The 18,194-nt window shown below is 36.8% G+C and carries 13 protein-coding genes; 11 read left to right on the top strand and 2 right to left on the bottom strand.

The genetic code is table 11. The features are described 5' to 3' along the window. The first annotated feature begins 7 nt into the window (after nt 1-7). The 3 genes from JOE23_RS09890 (at nt 8) to JOE23_RS09880 (ending at nt 4,547) form a co-directional block, all read left to right on the top strand. Nucleotides 8-1,102 (top strand): ABC transporter ATP-binding protein, encoded by a 1,095-nt coding sequence (locus JOE23_RS09890; RefSeq protein WP_204438080.1) that lies wholly within the window; start codon nt 8-10, stop codon nt 1,100-1,102. After that, nucleotides 1,102-2,781 carry an ABC transporter permease gene (locus JOE23_RS09885; RefSeq protein WP_204438079.1) on the top strand — a complete coding sequence of 560 codons (1,680 nt, stop codon included), beginning with the start codon at nt 1,102-1,104 and terminating at the stop codon, nt 2,779-2,781. The genes JOE23_RS09890 and JOE23_RS09885 overlap by 1 nt, the downstream gene beginning before the upstream one ends. Nucleotides 2,782-3,914: 1,133 nt before the next feature. Further along, nucleotides 3,915-4,547, top strand: coding sequence for a SurA N-terminal domain-containing protein (locus JOE23_RS09880; protein ID WP_204438077.1), 633 nt, complete (start codon nt 3,915-3,917; stop codon nt 4,545-4,547). Between the two features lie 198 nt (nt 4,548-4,745). On the opposite strand, the gene JOE23_RS09875 is transcribed toward JOE23_RS09880, so the two are convergent. Then, the gene (locus JOE23_RS09875; RefSeq protein ID WP_204438075.1) at nt 4,746-5,129 is read right to left on the bottom strand and encodes a TIGR04086 family membrane protein; all 384 of its coding nucleotides are present in this window, start codon (nt 5,127-5,129) and stop codon (nt 4,746-4,748) included. 140 nt (nt 5,130-5,269) lie between these two features. On the opposite strand from JOE23_RS09875, the gene JOE23_RS09870 reads away from it, so the two are divergent. Then, entirely contained in the window at nt 5,270-6,559 is a 1,290-nt protein-coding gene (locus JOE23_RS09870) for a sodium:proton antiporter (protein WP_204438074.1), read from the top strand. Nucleotides 6,560-6,620: 61 nt separating this feature from the next. After that, nucleotides 6,621-7,262, top strand: coding sequence for a DUF421 domain-containing protein (locus tag JOE23_RS09865; protein WP_204438073.1), 642 nt, complete (start codon nt 6,621-6,623; stop codon nt 7,260-7,262). A gap of 7 nt (nt 7,263-7,269) precedes the next feature. Here the strand turns inward: JOE23_RS09865 and spoVB are convergent, their stop codons facing one another. Next, nucleotides 7,270-8,811, bottom strand: a complete 1,542-nt coding sequence (gene spoVB / locus JOE23_RS09860) for a stage V sporulation protein B (RefSeq protein WP_204438072.1) — start codon at nt 8,809-8,811, stop codon at nt 7,270-7,272. 118 nt (nt 8,812-8,929) lie between these two features. On the opposite strand from spoVB, the gene JOE23_RS09855 reads away from it, so the two are divergent. The 6 genes from JOE23_RS09855 to JOE23_RS09830 all read left to right on the top strand — a co-directional run bounded on the left by JOE23_RS09855 (nt 8,930) and on the right by JOE23_RS09830 (nt 18,183). Beyond that, nucleotides 8,930-9,226 (top strand): post-transcriptional regulator, encoded by a 297-nt coding sequence (locus JOE23_RS09855; protein WP_204438071.1) that lies wholly within the window; start codon nt 8,930-8,932, stop codon nt 9,224-9,226. 259 nt (nt 9,227-9,485) lie between these two features. After that, the gene (gene secDF, locus JOE23_RS09850) at nt 9,486-11,744 is read left to right on the top strand and encodes a protein translocase subunit SecDF (protein WP_204438069.1); all 2,259 of its coding nucleotides are present in this window, start codon (nt 9,486-9,488) and stop codon (nt 11,742-11,744) included. A gap of 127 nt (nt 11,745-11,871) precedes the next feature. Then, nucleotides 11,872-12,195, top strand: a complete 324-nt coding sequence (locus tag JOE23_RS09845; RefSeq protein WP_204438067.1) for a LapA family protein — start codon at nt 11,872-11,874, stop codon at nt 12,193-12,195. Between the two features lie 166 nt (nt 12,196-12,361). Beyond that, nucleotides 12,362-14,683 (top strand): single-stranded-DNA-specific exonuclease RecJ, encoded by a 2,322-nt coding sequence (gene recJ, locus JOE23_RS09840; protein ID WP_204438065.1) that lies wholly within the window; start codon nt 12,362-12,364, stop codon nt 14,681-14,683. Beyond that, nucleotides 14,673-15,185, top strand: a complete 513-nt coding sequence (locus JOE23_RS09835) for an adenine phosphoribosyltransferase (RefSeq protein WP_204438062.1) — start codon at nt 14,673-14,675, stop codon at nt 15,183-15,185. The genes recJ and JOE23_RS09835 overlap by 11 nt, the downstream gene beginning before the upstream one ends. A 799-nt stretch (nt 15,186-15,984) precedes the next feature. Further along, on the top strand, nt 15,985-18,183 hold the full coding sequence (locus JOE23_RS09830; RefSeq protein ID WP_204438061.1) for a RelA/SpoT family protein: 2,199 nt from the start codon (nt 15,985-15,987) through the stop codon (nt 18,181-18,183). Nucleotides 18,184-18,194: the final 11 nt, after the last annotated feature.

Genomic DNA, 18,194 nt, shown 5'->3' with positions numbered 1-18,194 from the left:
GATTCTTATGACATTAATAAAAATAGAGCACGCAAAGAAAGTTTTTGACCATACAGTTGTTATACCGGATCTAAATATTACCATTAAAGAGGGGGCTTTATTCACACTACTCGGCCCCTCCGGTTGTGGTAAAACAACACTATTGAGAATGATTGCTGGGTTTAACTCGATCGAAGGAGGCGATTTTTATTTCAATGAAAAGCGCATTAATGATCAAGAGCCTAGCAGACGAAATATAGGGATGGTATTTCAAAACTATGCGATTTTTCCTCACCTTACCGTTCGAGAAAACGTAGAGTTTGGGTTAAAACAGCGAAAGCTTGATAAGAAAATCATTAGAGAGCGTGCTGAAAAATATTTAAAACTAATCCAAATGGAAAAGTTTATGGATCGTAAACCAGAACAACTAAGTGGCGGTCAACAGCAACGTGTTGCCCTAGCCCGAGCATTAGCGATTAATCCAGAGGTACTACTAATGGATGAGCCTTTAAGTAATTTGGATGCCAAACTAAGGATTGATATGAGAAAAGCCATTCGTGAAATTCAAAGAGAAGTTGGCATTACAACCGTCTATGTGACTCACGATCAAGAAGAGGCGATGGCAATTTCCGATCAAATTGCGGTAATGAAAGATGGTATTGTACAACAAGTCGGCTCGCCTAAATCTTTATATCATCGACCTTCTAATGAGTTTGTTGCCTCCTTTATTGGTCGAACAAATATGCTTAATGCTGAATTAAAGCATAACGAGGAAGGTATTGCTGAGCTCCATTTACAAAATGGCTTTACCATTCCTTATCCAAAATTAAATCATTTAGACGACCAGCAAGTACGTATTAGTATTCGTCCAGAAGACTTTATTCGAGTCGAAGATACTACTTCGGTAGATACATTTAAAGTCAGAATTGAGGACAGTGTTTATCTAGGTCTGAATACAGAATATGTTGTTTCGCTAACGGATAAACATCATATCCAAGTAACCGAGGAATCAAGCTTTGATGAGGACTTAAACGTTGGTGATCGTGTTCATTTAACGATTAATACGAATAAGATTAACGTGTATTGTGCCGACGGGTTAACTAACCTTTCGGAGGTGAAGTGATGAAAAACACAAAAAAAGTAAACCGATTTCGGTTAGATATTTGGGGCATAGCTGGTTTAGTTATTTTGATAACCTATTTGCTTTTTCTAGTCTATCCAGTTGGTAATATATTGAAGCAATCGTTTTATACTAGTGAGCTCGGTTTTTCGATTGAGAACTTTTCTAAATTCTTTTCAATGAGCTACTATTCTGACACGCTCTTTAATAGCTTTAAAGTCTCGATTACAGCAACTTTTTTCGCTTTGATTATTGGTATTCTACTTGCCTACCTATTCGCTATGTTTGACTTTAAAGGGAAAAAGTTTTTAAGGATTTTAATTATCATTGCTTCAATGTCAGCACCGTTTATTGGCGCGTACTCTTGGATTTTATTACTTGGGCGCAGTGGTGTCATTACAAGCTTTTTGAGCAGAATTTTTGGTTTTCAAATGCCAGATATTTATGGCTTTTCAGGCATTGTACTCGTGTTTACCCTTCAACTGTTTCCATTGATTTTTCTCTATATTAATGGTGCGTTCAAGAGCATTGATCAATCGATTTTAGAAGCGGCAGAGGGCATGGGGGTAACAGGTATAAGACGTTTCTTCAAAGTTGTCTTACCATTACTAATGCCTACCGTCCTAGCTGGAGCATTGCTTGTCTTTATGCGCGCATTCTCAGACTTTGGTACACCAATGTTAATTGGCGAAGGCTATCGAACCTTCCCAGTGTTAATTTATACTGAATTCATTAGTGAAGTCGGAGGAGATGCTGCTTTTGCTTCTGCATTAGCGGTCATTGCCATTGTCATAGCACTATCGATTTTTATGCTTCAACAGGTCGTTTCATTGCGTTTTGCTTTTTCGATGAATGCTTTGCACCCTGTCGGAACAAAGAAAGTAACCGGTATTAAAAAGGTGCTTGTATATGTTGCGAGTTACGGCATCGTATTTACAGCGGTACTTCCACAACTGTATCTTGTTTATACTTCATTCCAAAATACAAGTGGCATGGTCTTTCAATCGGGGTATTCTTTAGATAGTTATCTAGAGGCATTTTCACGGATGGGAAATTCAATCTTTAACACAATAAGAATTCCTTTCTTTGCGATTATTTTGGTTATCCTGTTCGCTGTCTTTATTTCGTATTTAGCTGTTCGGAGACGAAATGCCGTAACATCAACAATTGATAGCTTAAGTATGATTCCCTATATTGTTCCAGGTACAGTACTAGGAATTGCTTATTTAACGTCATACAATACGGGCATTGGTGGGTCAGGCATTTTATCAATCACCGGCACGACGATGATCTTAGTTATTTCATTCGCTGTCAGGCGGCTACCTTATACCATTCGCTCTTCAGTCGCTTCACTTCATCAAATTTCTCCATCGATTGAAGAGGCAGCTCAGAGCTTAGGTAGTAGTAAGCTAAATACGTTCTTTAGAATTACTGTACCGATGATGATGCCTGGTATTATTGCGGGTGCAATCCTAAGCTGGATTACGATGATTTCCGAATTATCGACCTCAATTCTGTTGTATACAGTGAACACCAGAACCGTTACGGTTGCGATTTACACTGAAGTCATTCGTGGTAATTACGGCATTGCTGCGGCCTTATCAACGATTTTAATGATCTTTACCGTCCTATCCCTACTATTGTTCATGAAGGTTTCGGGTAAGGATGAAATTAGTTTGTAATATATCTTTATCAAGCATAAGCCCTTCATCTAAAAATAGATGAGGGGCTTTTATCTTTGTCGGACTAGAAGCGGCAAGTTTAATTACCTTTACGTTCTCGATGACGTTTTTAGTTCATACGTTTGTTTTCTTTATGTTTGGTAAAGCAATGGAGAATAACGAAGAGATGCCTAAATTGAATGTATTTATTCTATCTGCAATGGATAGTTGGTATTTTAGCTTCAGCGCTATTATTATAAGACATTGCAATAATTGATGATCAGAGTATAGCAAAGAAAAAGAGTAAAAGATAACGCTTTTTCCATAGTTCTTCTTATCCGTGTAAAGAGTTTGTGACATAACTAAATAGTGAAATTGAATATCCGATCATTCTCAACTAAGCGTAGGTAAAACACGTAGACTCCTCGAAAATAAAGAACGATTTTCTTCGTGCGATGTATGATCGAGGACGCTTTCCTTATCCTGTGGGAACAGGACAAGCTGAGGATCCACTGTGTGAAGTGTCCTTCTTCACAGTGGAGGAATGTTAGACTAACCCCGTCCCGTCCTGGGACAACGTCTAACTGACCTACATCCTGTAGGCCCAAAGCCGTGCCCACGGCTAGGGAGAGTAAAAGCGAAGTGTTTTGCCGAAGCGCTATGCACATTGAGACATAATGTTCGGATTTTTCTTATCTAGCGTTTTCTTGTATACATCGCTTAAACGAAAGGTAAATCTATTTAGATGGAGGTTCATGTCCTGATTCACTCAACTAACAATCCGACGGAGTATGGTATATAGCCTATGTTATTCAAAGTTTTACTCAGGCAAGTCTTAAGGATTGATACTTCAAAAGATCCCCTGTAAAATTTACTTTAAAGATGTTTAATCGAATGACAAATCCAATTAACAAGATAACATTCAATAATGATAGAAGAAGTAATAGCGATTGCTATCTTCTTATCATCCATTCATTACATCTTTAACAAAAAATATTCCTACACATCTTACTTAGAATCCCTTCACAAATTTGCATATACTTATACTTGGTTTCAGTCTTTTTAACTTTAATTTATAGCTATAGCCTAACTATAATAAAATTATTTTTCTTTTCATAATAAATGATAGTATCTAAATTTAGGAGGATATATCAATGTTTAATGCTAAAAGAATGCACCTGTTATTAATTATTTCTTTAGGCTTATTATTAATTTTCAGCCTATTAATACGTCCCAATCATTTTTTTGAGGAAAAAGAAAAGAAAATAGAATTGGTTGATTCTAAGGCAATTTTAGTTGAGGGAGACGACTTTACAGTTACCGAAGCAGAATATATGGACTACAAAGAAAATATAAAACGCGTTCATAAATTAAATGGCGTTGAATTTGATCTTACTGATGAAGAAATACTTGACGATGTGATTGAAAATAAACTGCTACTACAAGATGCTAGGGAAAAGGGGGTCGAAGTAACGAAAGATGAGGTATTGGCTTACGCGGAACAAACCAAAGAAGCATTTGAACAAAATGCTACACCAGAATTGGAACAGACCCACATCAGCTTAGCAGAAGAACTAAATGTTTCACCAGCGGACTATTTTACTCACCCTGACGTTTTAAAACAATATGAAGATGTAATTAAATTAAATAAATTAGCTGAAAAGATAAGTGTAGAAAGTGAGCTCAATAGTCCTGATTCCCTAGATCATTATATTGAAGAACTAAAAGAAAGCAAAGCAGATACTTATAAGATTAATGAACAAATTTTTCATAAGGAAGAAAAATAACCTTTTATTTCAGATAATCATCCGTAAAATATCCGTCATAAAACAGAGACTAGAGCGCTTCTATTTAGGCAGGTGTTAACGGACGCTAATGCTCTGAATGATTCAACCTTGAATCAGTTGAGAAGTACGAAAACGCCTGCTGATTCAAGGTTCGTTTTATAGATTTTGTCTCTTTGGTTGTATCGTACACTAAATGACTTAATCGTCTGCTGTTCTGCTCCCCAATAGATTCACCCCTAAAATCGCTCCAATTGTACTTACGATTAAAAAACCAAGGTGGTAAAGTGACTGATGCATAGAAAAATGTTCACCATACCCCAAATATTGATAAAGATAAATCATTAAGCTGAAACCAAGACCGAGTATTAAACCTATCAACCAACCATTTTGTTTGGCTTTCACGCCACTTACAAAAGCACTAAAAAAGATCATTAGAAAGGCGATAATTGTTGTTAATCGGCCTAGCAATGGGTTAGTCAGTGATGTGAATTGTAAACCTAAAGCGAGAATAAAACTTGATAATATTAATAAAGTAATCATCATCATCCAACCGTAGATTAGAGCTGTAGTGTGCTGTTTCACTTGCTTTCCTCCCTCCCAACTTGTCCTCTTGTCATTACAATATGATGATAAATTCTTAATTAGACATCGATATTTCAAACATTTATGACATATAGTGTACAAGTAGTGCCTATCAATTGATTGGCTTGGAGGGACTTGTAGTGGCAATTACTTTAGCAGTAAGTATATTTATTATTTGTTATTTTTTTATTATACTTGGAAAAGTAAATCAAGCATTAGTCGCGATGACTGGTGGCACATTATTAATGATTACCCATATTTATAGTTGGGAAGAAGCGTTTCGTTGGTATATAAATTGGGATACGATTGCTTTACTCTTTTCAATGATGGTGATTGTCTCGATCACCGAACGAACAGGTCTATTTCACTATGTTGCGGTCTCCTTTGCTCAAGCTGTTAAAGGTAAACCTGTTTCTTTATTAGTAGGCTCTTCAGTATTAACGGCAATTGGTTCCGCGTTATTAGATAATGTGACAACTGTGTTATTATTTGTCCCTATTATGCTCGCGATTACAAAGCGATTACATTTACCGGCCTTTCCTTATTTAATGATGATCATCTTTAGTTCGAATATCGGTGGAACAGCAACGCTTATTGGGGATCCGCCTAATATTATGATTGGTCAAGCTGTTGAACATTTTTCTTTTTTATCATTTATTATCCATTTAGGACCTATCGTTGTTTTGTTGTTAGGTATTGTGAATATTTTCATGGTAGTCATTTTTAAAAAACATTTGGTTGTTGATCCAGAATTAGTTAAACAGTTATTAAAACAAAACCCAGCTTATTATTTGCAAAATAAGACCATGCTCCTCCAATCTATTGCTGTATTGATCCTAACTATGCTTGGTTTTATTTTTCATTCTGCCTTAAATCTCGATTTAACAACTGTTGCGGTTTCAGCAGCGATTTTGTTACTCCTATTAACAGAACAACAGTATTCTATTAATAAAGTGTTTGAGAAAGTTGAATGGGAAACATTATTTTTTTTCTTAGGTTTATTTGTCTTGGTTGGTGGGTTGGAAGAAGTCGGTGTACTAGACTTTATTGCTCAACATTTGATTTACTTGACGCGTGGTGACCTTATTTCAACGTCAATAGGTTTATTGTGGGTTTCAGGTTTGATCTCACAATTTATTAATAACGTTCCGTTTGTCGCTGCGATGATTCCAGTTATTCAGGAATTTCAATCATTTGGTATCGACTATTTAGACCCATTATGGTGGGGACTAGCATTAGGCGCTTGTTTGGGAGGCAATGGTACCTTGATTGGTGCCTCAGCTAATGTTGTCGTGGCTGGTATTGCAGAAGGAGAAGGTGAACGGATTTCTTTTCTTCAATTTCTGAAATTTGGTTTGCCGCTTGTTTTTCTATCACTTGTACTATCAACGATTTACTTGGTATTACGTTATTTATTTCCGTTGCTTTAACACATAACTTTATGGTGCTTGGGTACTTTAACAGTAATGCTGAAAAAATGGGTGATTATAAATGGTAATTATTATTACCCGAACGTTGTTGACTTACGGGTTTATTGTATTGTTTTTCCGTTTGATGGGTAAACGCGAGATTGGGGAATTAAGTTTACTGGATATCGTTATTTTTATTATGATGGCTGAAATTGCGGTGTTTAGTATAGAAGACCCTAATAATCCAATCTCACATGCGATTGTCCCGATGTTTATATTAGTGATCATTCAGCGACTCACCGCCTATATTTCTTTAAAAAGCAAGCGATTTAGAGATTGGTTTGAAGGGAAACCCTCATTAATCATCGCGAACGGGCAAGTTGATGAAAATGAAATGCGTAGACAACGTTATAATTTCGATGATCTAATGCAGCAATTGCATGAAAAAAGTATAAAAGGTGTCCAAGATGTAGAATATGCTATTTTAGAGCCTAATGGCAAACTTACGGTATTTGAAAAAGATCAACCTCAATCTACTGGTTTTGTTCATCTATTAATTATGGATGGAGAGATTCAGCACGACACCTTGAAGACATTAAATAAAAGCAAGCAATGGTTAGAGGAAGAATTAACGAAAAAAGGTTACCCAGCATTGGAACAGATCTCTTATTGTACCATTGACCAAGCGAAGAATTGGTTTATTGATCTAAAAGATGAACGCTGATCATTGATCAGCGTTTTCGAATGAGTGGTCTTATTTCTTGAAGTGTTATAATTTTCAACGCGAAGATATAGATTAAGTAAAGACCGATCATCACGGCAATAAGTATGACGAGTAACCATACGTTGTCTTGATAGAGAGGAAACCAAGACGTTAAAATCTTGCCTGTGATATAGGTTAACAATACAAGTAATAGCATCTTGAAAAGATCATGAAAAGAAAGGTGAAAGTTGATTAGTTTTTTTAAGCTGGTGTAATGCAATAATGTTGTAAAAATCGCTGATGCAGACAAAGCAATCACTGTCCCAAAGATACCTAATGCCGGTTGGATCGTTAACACAACTAAGATCGCATATTTTAAAATAGTGGCCAGTAATGTATTCCACATGGCAACCTTGGCGAAGTCGAGGGCTTGTAAAGTTGCATTTAATGGAAACTGTAAATAGACAAACAAGAAGAACGGAGACATAAACTGGATTAAATAACTTGCCTGTGTATCGTTGTACATAAACATTAAAATCGGTTCGGCAAACAGAAATAAAACAACTGAAGCAATAGCACCAGAAGCAAATGAAATGCGGATCGCCTGATTAATCCGGTAATGGACGGTTCGGTGTTGTTGCTTTGCTTCGGCTTCACTAATATTTGGGATTAATGCAATCGCCAAAGCGTGGGTAATAAAGGTTGGGAAAAATAATAAAGGAATCGCATACCCGGTTAATACCCCGTATTGTTTTGTTGCCATCACGGTTGAAAAACCAGCAATAGCTAAACTTTGCGCCACAAGGATCGGTTCAAGAAAGTTGGATAGTGAGCTAATTAGACGACTTCCTGTACTTGGGATCGCAATGGAAAGTAATGATTGAACCGTTGTTTTACTTGCTTTTAAAGTTGAAAAAAATTGTTTTCTTACTTTTATTTTTTTACTTGTTTTAAAATAACTGAACATAAAAATTAAGGAGACAAACTCTCCAACAATAACTGAAAACATGGCCCCAGCAGCGGCGAATTCAACACCATAAGGCAAGAGTAAATTCACAAAAAAAGTAATGCAACCAATTCGTATAACTTGTTCAATGATTTGTGCATAGCTCTGTGGCTTCATGTTTTGCAAACCTTGAAAATAGCCACGTAAGACAGCGCTAATTGCGCTAATAGGTACCATTGGTGTAATGGCTAATAACGGATAGAGCGTACGATTATCTGTCAAGAGATGATTTGCTATATATGGAGAGAGAAAGATCATCAAACAAATAAAAATAACACTTAAACTTCCTGTAATGGTAAGTGAAACGACAAGGATGGTTTTAACTTTTTTACGATCTTGATAAGCATTTGCTTCAGCAACACGTTTAGAAATGGCAATTGGTAGCCCCACCTGTGATAAGGTGTACATTAAGAATAGGGTAGGTAATGCCATATTGTATAGTCCAATGCCTTCTTCTCCCATTAGTCTTGCCATCATGATTCGATTTATAAACCCAAGTAAGCGCGTAATTAACCCTGCTGCAGTTAGAATAATCGTCCCTTTTAAAAATGATTGCTTTGGCATAATTTATAAATCCTACCTTCTCAAATTTTTAAAATTCATATACAATGAAGTATATGCACAGCAGATGTACGAGCATGACTAGATGGTGAAATTCATCTGCTGCTGAGGAGGAAACGCAATGGAAAAGAAGCATGTTGAAGCATGGAAACCGCTGTTGCAAGATGTGATCGATAGTAAAGTTAGTGAATTGCAATTATTTGGTTATCGTGATGCGACTTCAGATAACGTTTGGCAGTGTTTATTAACAAAGGTTTGGCGTAAAGATCAAGAAAAAAGGTTGTATCAAGTGGTTGAAGATATTTTCCATCTTAATGCCCATGTGTTTATGAGTTATCTGACCGTGCAAAATTATCAAGATGATGATTTATTAGCATCAATTGCAGCCGTTACTGCAGATCAGCAAGAAGATAATTGACAATGATTGTTAAACCACGCATAATACATAATGGTGATTTAAATATTTTTAAATTTATTTAGTGTAGCTTTTTTTATCACAGATAACCGTCAGTAAAAACGCGCGCCACAAAATAGAGAGTAGAGCTCATCTATTTAGGTGGGAGCTAATGTCCTGATTGAAAGGGCGTTTTATGAAAAATGCGTTTAGCTTGTTAAATAGTAATAATCAAAAGCTTAATTTTTCATTTGAATGTTGAGCTGAGGAGGAAGCAATACATATGATTAGAAAAAATCGCTTGATTGGCTTTTTAATTGTTTTATTAACCTTAATTGCTGTCATTTCAACTACAGCAACCGATACGGCGAAAGAATTAAACCTTGGTCTTGATTTACAAGGTGGTGTTGAAATTTTATATCAAGTAGAACCGTTGGATGAAGAACAAGAGATTACGACCGGTGTCCTTGATGCTACGGTGCAATCGTTGCGTCAACGTGTTGATGTGTTGGGAGTGAGCGAACCTAATTTTACTATCGAAGAACCTAATCGGATTCGAGTTCAACTTGCTGGTATTGAAAATGAAGATGAGGCAAGAGAATTGTTGTCAACATCAGCGCGGTTATCCTTTCGTGATGTTGAAGATCACGAATATTTAGATGGTTCAGACTTAGTGGAAGGTGGCGCCCGACAAGATTTTCATCCACAAACAAATCAGCCGATTGTAACACTACAACTAAAAGAGGCAAGCCAATTTGGAGAAGTTACGCGAACGATCTTAGAAGATGATCAACTAAGTAATCAATTAGTCATATGGTTGGATTATCAGGAAGAAGAAGACTCGTTTGCGGAAGAAGTTACCAAAGATGATCCTAAATTTATATCGGCACCGGTGATTAATCAAGTGTTAAATACATCTAATGTCCAAATTGATGGGAATTTCACAGTGCAATCTGCGCAACAATTAGCGGATATTTTAAATGCCGGGTCGTTGCCTGTTGATTTAAATGAAGAATATTCAACATCTGTTAGTGCCCAGTTTGGTATAGATGCGATGAATGAGACGATCTTTGCAGGTGCACTAGGGATTCTATTTATCTTTCTTTTTATGATTGCGTATTATCGATTTCCAGGTATGATTTCTGTAATCACATTAAGTTTGTATATTTATCTCGTTATACTTGTGTTCGGATGGATGAATGGTGTACTTACCTTGCCAGGTATTGCGGCATTAATATTAGGTGTAGGGATGGCGGTCGATGCCAACATTATTACCTATGAACGCATGAAAGAAGAGTTGTTGCAAGGCAAAACGATGATTGCAGCCTTTAAAGCTGCTAATAAAAATTCACTATCTACGATTTTTGATGCGAATATTACAACGCTTATTGCGGCAGCGATTTTATTTATTTTTGGTACGAGTTCAGTAAAAGGTTTTGCAACACTACTCATAGTCAGTATTGTTTTGAGCTTTATGACCTCTGTATTTATCTCTCGTTGGTTACTAGGGCTATGGGTCAATAGTCGCTTCTTAAATAAACGTTTCCGTTGGTTTGGGGTTAAGCCATCAGCGATTCAAGCTATTTCTGATTCGACACCGATTGAACCGACTGTATTAGGAAAACGATTTGACTTTGTCAAACATCGGAAGAAGTTTTTTACTGCTTCCCTGTTGTTAATGCTAGTGGGTGCTATATTCCTTAGTACGATTGGACTTAATTTAAGTATTGATTTTACCAGTGGTTCACGTGTTGAAGTGAATACGATCGACATGGTAGATGAAGAAGAAATAATTGAGCACTTTAACACACTTGATTTAGACGTTCAAAGTCTCTCGTTTTCTGGTAATGATAACGAAATAGCTGTGGCGCGTTTTGATCAGCAATTAAGTCAAGAAACGGTTGCCGAAGTGCGCTCATATTTCGATGAAGTCTATGGAACCGATATTAATGTTAGTACGGTTTCACCAGTAGTCGGTCAAGAGTTGGCACGTAATGCGATTCTAGCTGTGTTATTTGCATCTATTTTCATTATTATTTATGTAACGATACGCTTTGAATTTTATTTTGCATTGACAGCCATTGCTGCATTATTACATGATGCTTTTATCATTTTGGCGATATTTAGTATGACACAAATTGAGTTTAATATAACGATCATTGCTGCGATTTTAACAATAGTCGGTTATTCGATTAATGATACGATTGTGACCTTTGACCGGATTCGAGAAAATTTAAAAGCAAAGCAACGTGTGCGCTCTTTTGATCAATTGGCGAAAATTGTTAATGACAGCCTGATGCAGACATTAGCTCGGAGTATTAATACAGTGCTGACCGTCATCGTTGCTGCATTGTTTTTATTCCTATTTGGTGCAAGTGCGATTACAAATTTCTCGTTTGCCCTTGTAATTGGCTTGTTTGCTGGTATGTATTCCTCGCTTTTCATTGCTGCACAAGTATGGTTAGTATGGCGGGGACGCAATATTAAAGATAAACCAATCGTTTATGTTAAGAAGAAACGCAACGATGGTCCACAAGTTTAAAGTTATAAGCTAAGGTCGAAGCCAGTAAAGCCAGTAAACAACGCTTTACTGGCTTTAATTTTATTGTTTAATAAACTGAAAATTGTGGTAGAACTTAAATAAGTTTAATCATTAAAGAGGTGAAAAAATGAAGGGACAAACGTATATTATTTCAGCATTAGTCTTTGCGCTTATTGTAGCTATCTTTGCCGTTATTAATGTTGAGCCTGTAGAAGTGAATTATTTATTTACCACAGCTGAATCTCCGCTTATTTTAATTATTCTTGTTTCAACACTGTTAGGCGGTCTAATTACGGGGGGATTTAGTATTTATCATTTGATAGGTATAAGAAAGTCGGTTCGACAACTTGAAGCAGAAAATGAAAGTTTAAAGAACAAACTTTCTATCGATGATGAGCAAGAAGGTATAGAAGTTGACCCTAAAGTTACTGAAAGTGATCCCGTATCGTAAAAATCAGCATATAACCACAGCTATTAAAAAGTTTTATCCATTATTTGTGTGCGTTCTCTACCGTTACAGCTGTTCACTTTTCGCAGGTACGCGCCAGCATAAAAGTAAAAGATTATTTGAACCCCCTGACAGACTCTAGTATAATAGATTGGTCAGGGGTGAGCTTATGTTACATAGCCAGAAAAAATGGAACTTTACATATAAACAAGATCAGTCATTAGCATCATATCCATCTTCAACTATTGTTGAACAATTGCTTGCAACACGTGGGATGAAAGACGAAAAGGTTATTGAACAGTTCTTAAATCCCAAATTAGAAGACTTATTATCACCTGAGCTTTTAAATGGTGTACAAGCAACTAAAGAAAGAATTAAGATCGCTATTGATCGTGGCGAAAGTATCCTTGTTTTTGGTGACTATGATGCTGACGGTGTCACAGCAACGACATTGTTGGTTGAAACTTTACATGAATTAGGGGCGATGTGTGATTATTACATTCCAAATCGCTTTACAGAAGGGTATGGTCCTAATCCAGATGCTTTCCATGAAGCCAAAAAGCAAGGTTTTGGTCTCATTATTACGGTAGATACAGGTATTGCAGCATTTGAAGCTGCTGATGTAGCGAAACAGCTCGGTATAGATTTAATTATAACTGACCATCATGAATTACAAGATCAATTGCCTGAAGCTTTTGCTATCGTTCATCCTAAATGTTCAGATCGTTATTCTTTCAAAGAGCTAGCTGGAGTCGGTGTTGCTTTTAAATTAGCACAAGCTTTATTAGGTTACTTTCCGGAACAATTTCTTGATTTGGTGGTCATTGGTACAATAGCTGATTTAGTCCCGCTAAAAGGTGAAAATCGTATTTTAGCTAAGTTTGGTTTAGCTGCGATAACACGTAGTAGGCGTCCAGGCATTCACGCATTGAAAGAAGTGGCTGGTATTAAAGGTGAGGTTAATGAACAGGATATAGGCTTTGGCATTGGTCCACGCTTAAATGCAGTCGGACGATTACAGACCGCCTACCCAGCTGTTGAACTTTTATTAACTGAGGATCCAATACAAGCACAACAAATTGCTTCTGAGATTGACTTAATGAACCAAGAACGTCAACAGATCGTTTCTCAAATTGTTGAAGAAGCCATTGAACAGGTGGAGCAAGATATTGAGAGCAATCAACATGTGATTGTCGTTGCAAAAGAAGGCTGGAATGAAGGTGTATTAGGTATTGTAGCATCGAAATTGTTAAGGCTATACCAACGTCCTGTGATTTGCTTGACGCTTAAGCCTGATTTGGGTCATGCTAAAGGTTCAGGTAGAAGCATTGAAGCTTTTGACCTTTTTCATTATGGTATGCAAGTGCGTGATTTATTTCTTCAATTTGGTGGTCATGCACAGGCAGCGGGTATGACGTTAACTATCGATCAAATTAATCGTTTAAGAGATGCATTAAATGCTCTGGCAAAAGAGAATTTGAAGCCTGAAGACTACAAGGAGCAGGTGTCCATTGATGCCTCTATTGATCTAGCAAATGTCTCGTTAGCAGTTATCGAAGAAATAGAAAAGCTTGCGCCATTTGGTATGGCTAATCCGAGACCGCTTTTTCATGTGAAGGGAAAGCCCAAAGATATCAAGCAGATTGGTGCCAAAAAGAACCATCTAAAACTGGCACTTATGGACAACGAGCACGAGTTAGCAATGGTTGGTTTTGGATTAGGTGAATTACTATACGCCGTTAATTCGGACACGGATGCCGAAATTGTTGGCCAGTTGCAAATGAATGAATGGAATGGCTTACGATCGCCACAAATGCTTATTGAAGATATCAGAATTCAAGAAAAACAAGTTTTTGATTTTCGAGGTTCAAAATTATGGAAAAAACGATTAGAACATTTAACGCCCAACGATAGTTTAGGTGTAACGTTTCAAAATATAGAAAATAATAGTCCGCTGCCATTAATACAATATGATGCTTTATCTCAAGTAAACACAAGCCAGATCAGCAATCTTGTCCTAGTTGATTTACCCATTGATTTGATTGAGTTGCAGCATATTCTATCTGTGATTAAACCCGATAATATTTATGCTTGTTATAGTATTGAAGAAGATCATTTCTTGGAGTCATTACCAAGTCGAGCTGATTTCAAATGGTTTTATGGTTTGCTTTTAAAAAGAGAAATGTATAATAACGAGCTTGAAAAAAAGAAAATTGCTCAATATAAAGGGTGGAAATTAAATAAAATAGAGTTCATCTTAGAAGTGTTTTCTGAATTGGAATTTGTTAAAATAACTAATGGGATAGTACGACCCAATCAGCAGGCTAAGAAACGGCAAATAAATGAATCCGTTGTTTACCAAAAAGCTTTAAAAAAGCGAGAAGTTCAAGAAGCTTTGTATTATTCTAATTATCAACAATTAAAATCATGGCTAGAGAGTCAAGTAGAACGCACGCGTTCTACAGAGGAGGAAAATGTTTATGGATTATAAACAGTATATTACAGTAGTACAGGATTGGCCTAAAGAAGGCGTCCAATTTAAAGACATCACTACACTTATGGATAATGGCCCTGCTTATAAAGCAGCTGTTGATGAGATTGTTCACTATGCAAAAGAGATGAAAGCAGATCTTGTGGTAGGTCCGGAAGCGCGAGGTTTTATCGTCGGCTGCCCCGTGTCTTATGCATTAGAAATTGGTTTTGCACCTGTCCGTAAAGAAGGGAAGTTGCCACGGGAAGTGATAAAGGTAGACTACGGTTTAGAATATGGTAAAGATGTTTTAACGATTCATCGTGATGCAATTAAACCAGGCCAACGTGTGCTTATAACGGATGATTTGTTAGCTACAGGTGGAACCATTGAAGCAACTATTAAGCTGGTTGAAGAGCTGGGCGGAATTGTGGTAGGCTGTGCATTTTTAATTGAATTGACCTACTTAAATGGTCGTGATAAGTTAAACGGCTACGAAGTCTTGACATTAATGCAGTATTAATATAGTCATAATTCAGAAGCGTGCCAACACAAAGGTACGCTTTTGATTATGACATAGTATGATATGAAAGGGGGCTTCCTTTCATCGTTTATCACAGATAACCGTCAGTAAACCGCATTTCAAAATAGAGCGTTAAGCTGAATTTAGTTAGGTGGTCGGCAACGGACGCTAATGTCCTGATTCACTCAACAACCAATCAATGGGCGAAGAACGAAAATGCCCACTAATTGAAGGGTCGTTTTATATAATCTGTTAATCATGGACATATTATTTAAAGTAAGCAAAGTCAATATATTTGACGTAATTTGTTGAAATAGTTTTAATAAGTGTTATAAAATATAAAGAATACGTGTTATGATAGTGAACAAAGTAGTGATATGTATGAAGAAGGCTTTATTTAATCATAACTTGGCAATAGCCAAGTTTTTCTAATAGGATAGTAAAAGATCAAACGGTTATCATAGATAACTTTCCGTAAAACCCCGACCTCAAAATAGAGCGTAGAGCAAATCGATTGAGGTCGGTGATAACGGAAGCTAATGTCCTGATTCACTTGACGAATCATCGGTAGGTGGGTAAGATCGCAGACTAAAACCGCCACATCTTTAAGAAGGATGACAGACTAAGATCGCCACCTCCTGTGGCAACGTCTGCATGACCTACATCCTGTAGGCCTCCGTCCACTGATTGAAGGTTCATTTTATAAAAAAAGTTAGTCAGCGAAAAAGAGATTTTGAAGCTCTAGTATAAGACATACTAAGGTGCAAGTTTTTCTAACAAAGGATTAAGGTGATTACAAATGGCGAAAGAAAATATTTTAACAGCACAGGATGTGATTGATCAAGCATCTTCATATTTAGCAGATGAAGATCTTAATTTTATTCGTCGTGCCTATGAATATGCGAATAAAGCGCACGAAGATCAATTTAGACGATCTGGGGAACCCTATATTATTCATCCGGTACAAGTGGCGGGTATACTTGTGCACTTAGGGATGGATGCTGAAACCATTGCTGGGGGATTTCTTCACGATGTCGTAGAGGATACGAATATCTCTTTGACTGACCTTTCAGAAACGTTTAATGATGAAGTCGCCATGCTTGTTGACGGTGTGACTAAATTAGGGAAAATCGAATATAAATCGAAAGAAGCACAACAAGCGGAAAACCATCGCAAAATGTTTGTTGCCATGTCCAAGGATATCCGTGTTATTCTCATTAAGTTAGCTGATCGCATGCATAATATGCGAACATTAAAACATCTGCCGCCAGAAAAACAAAGACGAATCGCCAATGAAACATTGGAAATTTTCGCACCACTCGCGCATCGACTCGGTATCTCAACAGTGAAATGGGAACTAGAAGATGCTGCGTTACGCTATTTAAACCCACAACAGTATTATCGAATTGTGAATTTAATGAAACAAAAACGAGAAGAACGTGAATATTACATTGAAGAAGTTATGAAAGAAGTTCAACAACAATTACAAGATGTTAATATTAAAGCAGAATTCTCGGGACGTCCAAAACATTTATACAGCATTTATCGAAAAATGGTTTTACAAAACAAACAATTTAATGAAATTTATGATCTTTTAGCTGTCAGAATAATTGTTAATAGTATTAAAGATTGCTATGCTGTATTGGGCATTATTCATACATGTTGGAAACCGATGCCTGGTCGCTTTAAAGATTATATCGCAATGCCAAAGCCAAATTTATATCAGTCATTACACACGACGGTAATTGGTCCTAAAGGCGCTCCTCTTGAAGTGCAAATTCGAACGAAAGAAATGCATGAAATTGCTGAATATGGTATCGCTGCACACTGGGCTTATAAAGAAGGCAAAAAGTTGGAACCAGGTAAAGAAAATTCTGAAGAGAAATTGGCATGGTTCCGAGAGATTCTTGAATCCCAAAGTGAAACGAATGATGCAGAAGAATTCATGGAATCATTAAAAGTTGAATTATTTGCTGATATGGTCTATGTCTTTACACCTAAAGGTGATGTCATTGAATTACCTAAAGGATCTGTACCGATTGATTTTTCCTATAAGATCCACACTGAAGTAGGTAATCATACCATTGGTGCTAAAGTTAACGGTAAGATGGAGCCCTTAGATTATCCGTTAAATAATGGCGATATTGTTGAAGTTATGACGTCAAAACATTCATATGGGCCTTCACGTGACTGGATCAAAATGGCTCAAACTTCTCAAGCTAAAAATAAAATTAAGCAATTTTTTAAAAAGCAGCAGAGAGAAGAAAATGTAATAAAAGGAAAAGAACTTGTTGATAAAGAAGTGAGAGCAACAGGTTTTGACCCAAAGGATGTATTAACCCAAGAGAATACACAACGTGTAGCTGATCGGTTTAATTTCATTAGTGTTGATGACATGTATGCTGCTGTGGGGTACCAGGGTATTACGGCATCACAAATTGCGACACGCTTAACAGATAAATTGCGAAGAAGTGAACAGAAGCAAGATTTAGAAGATAGTATTGAACAAGTACAACAAAAATCCAAGTCTAAGCCATCCAAAAGAAAAGATTCAGGTGTTAAAGTAGAAGGTGTTGACAACCTACTTGTCCGATTAGCTAAATGCTGCAATCCAGTGCCTGGTGATGAGATTGTTGGCTTCATTACTAAAGGGCGTGGCGTATCGGTTCACCGGAAAGATTGTCCGAATATGAATATTGAGGGTGCAGAAGATCGTGCCTTAAATGTTGAATGGGAAAATGATGGTGCTGGTTCTAAACAATATCACGTTGATTTAGAAATATCAGGATATGATCGCAGAGGGCTCTTAAATGATGTATTGCAATCTGTTAATGAGATGGGGACGAATATAACAGCTGTGAGTGGAAAATCTGATCGGAATAAAATCGTGGTTATTCATTTGACGATTTTAATCCATAATATTAGTCACTTGAGAAAGATTGTTGATCGTCTAAAACAAATAAAAGATGTTTATACTGTGGAACGTGTTGTTCAATAAGATGAAGGAGT

The organism is Amphibacillus cookii, assembly GCF_016908375.1.
GTDB classification, from domain to species: Bacteria; Bacillota; Bacilli; order Bacillales; family Amphibacillaceae; genus Amphibacillus_C; species Amphibacillus_C cookii.
The sequence above is the reverse complement of the archived record's forward strand: the minus strand, read 5'-3'. Positions and strand labels throughout refer to the sequence as shown.

What these genes read in the sequence shown, in the direction of transcription:
- JOE23_RS09855 (WP_204438071.1), top strand. Translation starts at nt 8,930, where the DNA reads ATGGAAAAGAAGCATGTTGAAGCATGGAAACCGCTGTTGCAAGATGTG.
- JOE23_RS09830 (WP_204438061.1), top strand. Translation starts at nt 15,985, where the DNA reads ATGGCGAAAGAAAATATTTTAACAGCACAGGATGTGATTGATCAAGCA.
- secDF (WP_204438069.1), top strand. Translation starts at nt 9,486, where the DNA reads ATGATTAGAAAAAATCGCTTGATTGGCTTTTTAATTGTTTTATTAACC.
- JOE23_RS09880 (WP_204438077.1), top strand. Translation starts at nt 3,915, where the DNA reads ATGTTTAATGCTAAAAGAATGCACCTGTTATTAATTATTTCTTTAGGC.
- JOE23_RS09865 (WP_204438073.1), top strand. Translation starts at nt 6,621, where the DNA reads ATGGTAATTATTATTACCCGAACGTTGTTGACTTACGGGTTTATTGTA.
- JOE23_RS09835 (WP_204438062.1), top strand. Translation starts at nt 14,673, where the DNA reads ATGGATTATAAACAGTATATTACAGTAGTACAGGATTGGCCTAAAGAA.
- JOE23_RS09890 (WP_204438080.1), top strand. Translation starts at nt 8, where the DNA reads ATGACATTAATAAAAATAGAGCACGCAAAGAAAGTTTTTGACCATACA.
- recJ (WP_204438065.1), top strand. Translation starts at nt 12,362, where the DNA reads ATGTTACATAGCCAGAAAAAATGGAACTTTACATATAAACAAGATCAG.
- JOE23_RS09885 (WP_204438079.1), top strand. Translation starts at nt 1,102, where the DNA reads ATGAAAAACACAAAAAAAGTAAACCGATTTCGGTTAGATATTTGGGGC.
- spoVB (WP_204438072.1), bottom strand. Translation starts at nt 8,811, where the DNA reads ATGCCAAAGCAATCATTTTTAAAAGGGACGATTATTCTAACTGCAGCA.
- JOE23_RS09845 (WP_204438067.1), top strand. Translation starts at nt 11,872, where the DNA reads ATGAAGGGACAAACGTATATTATTTCAGCATTAGTCTTTGCGCTTATT.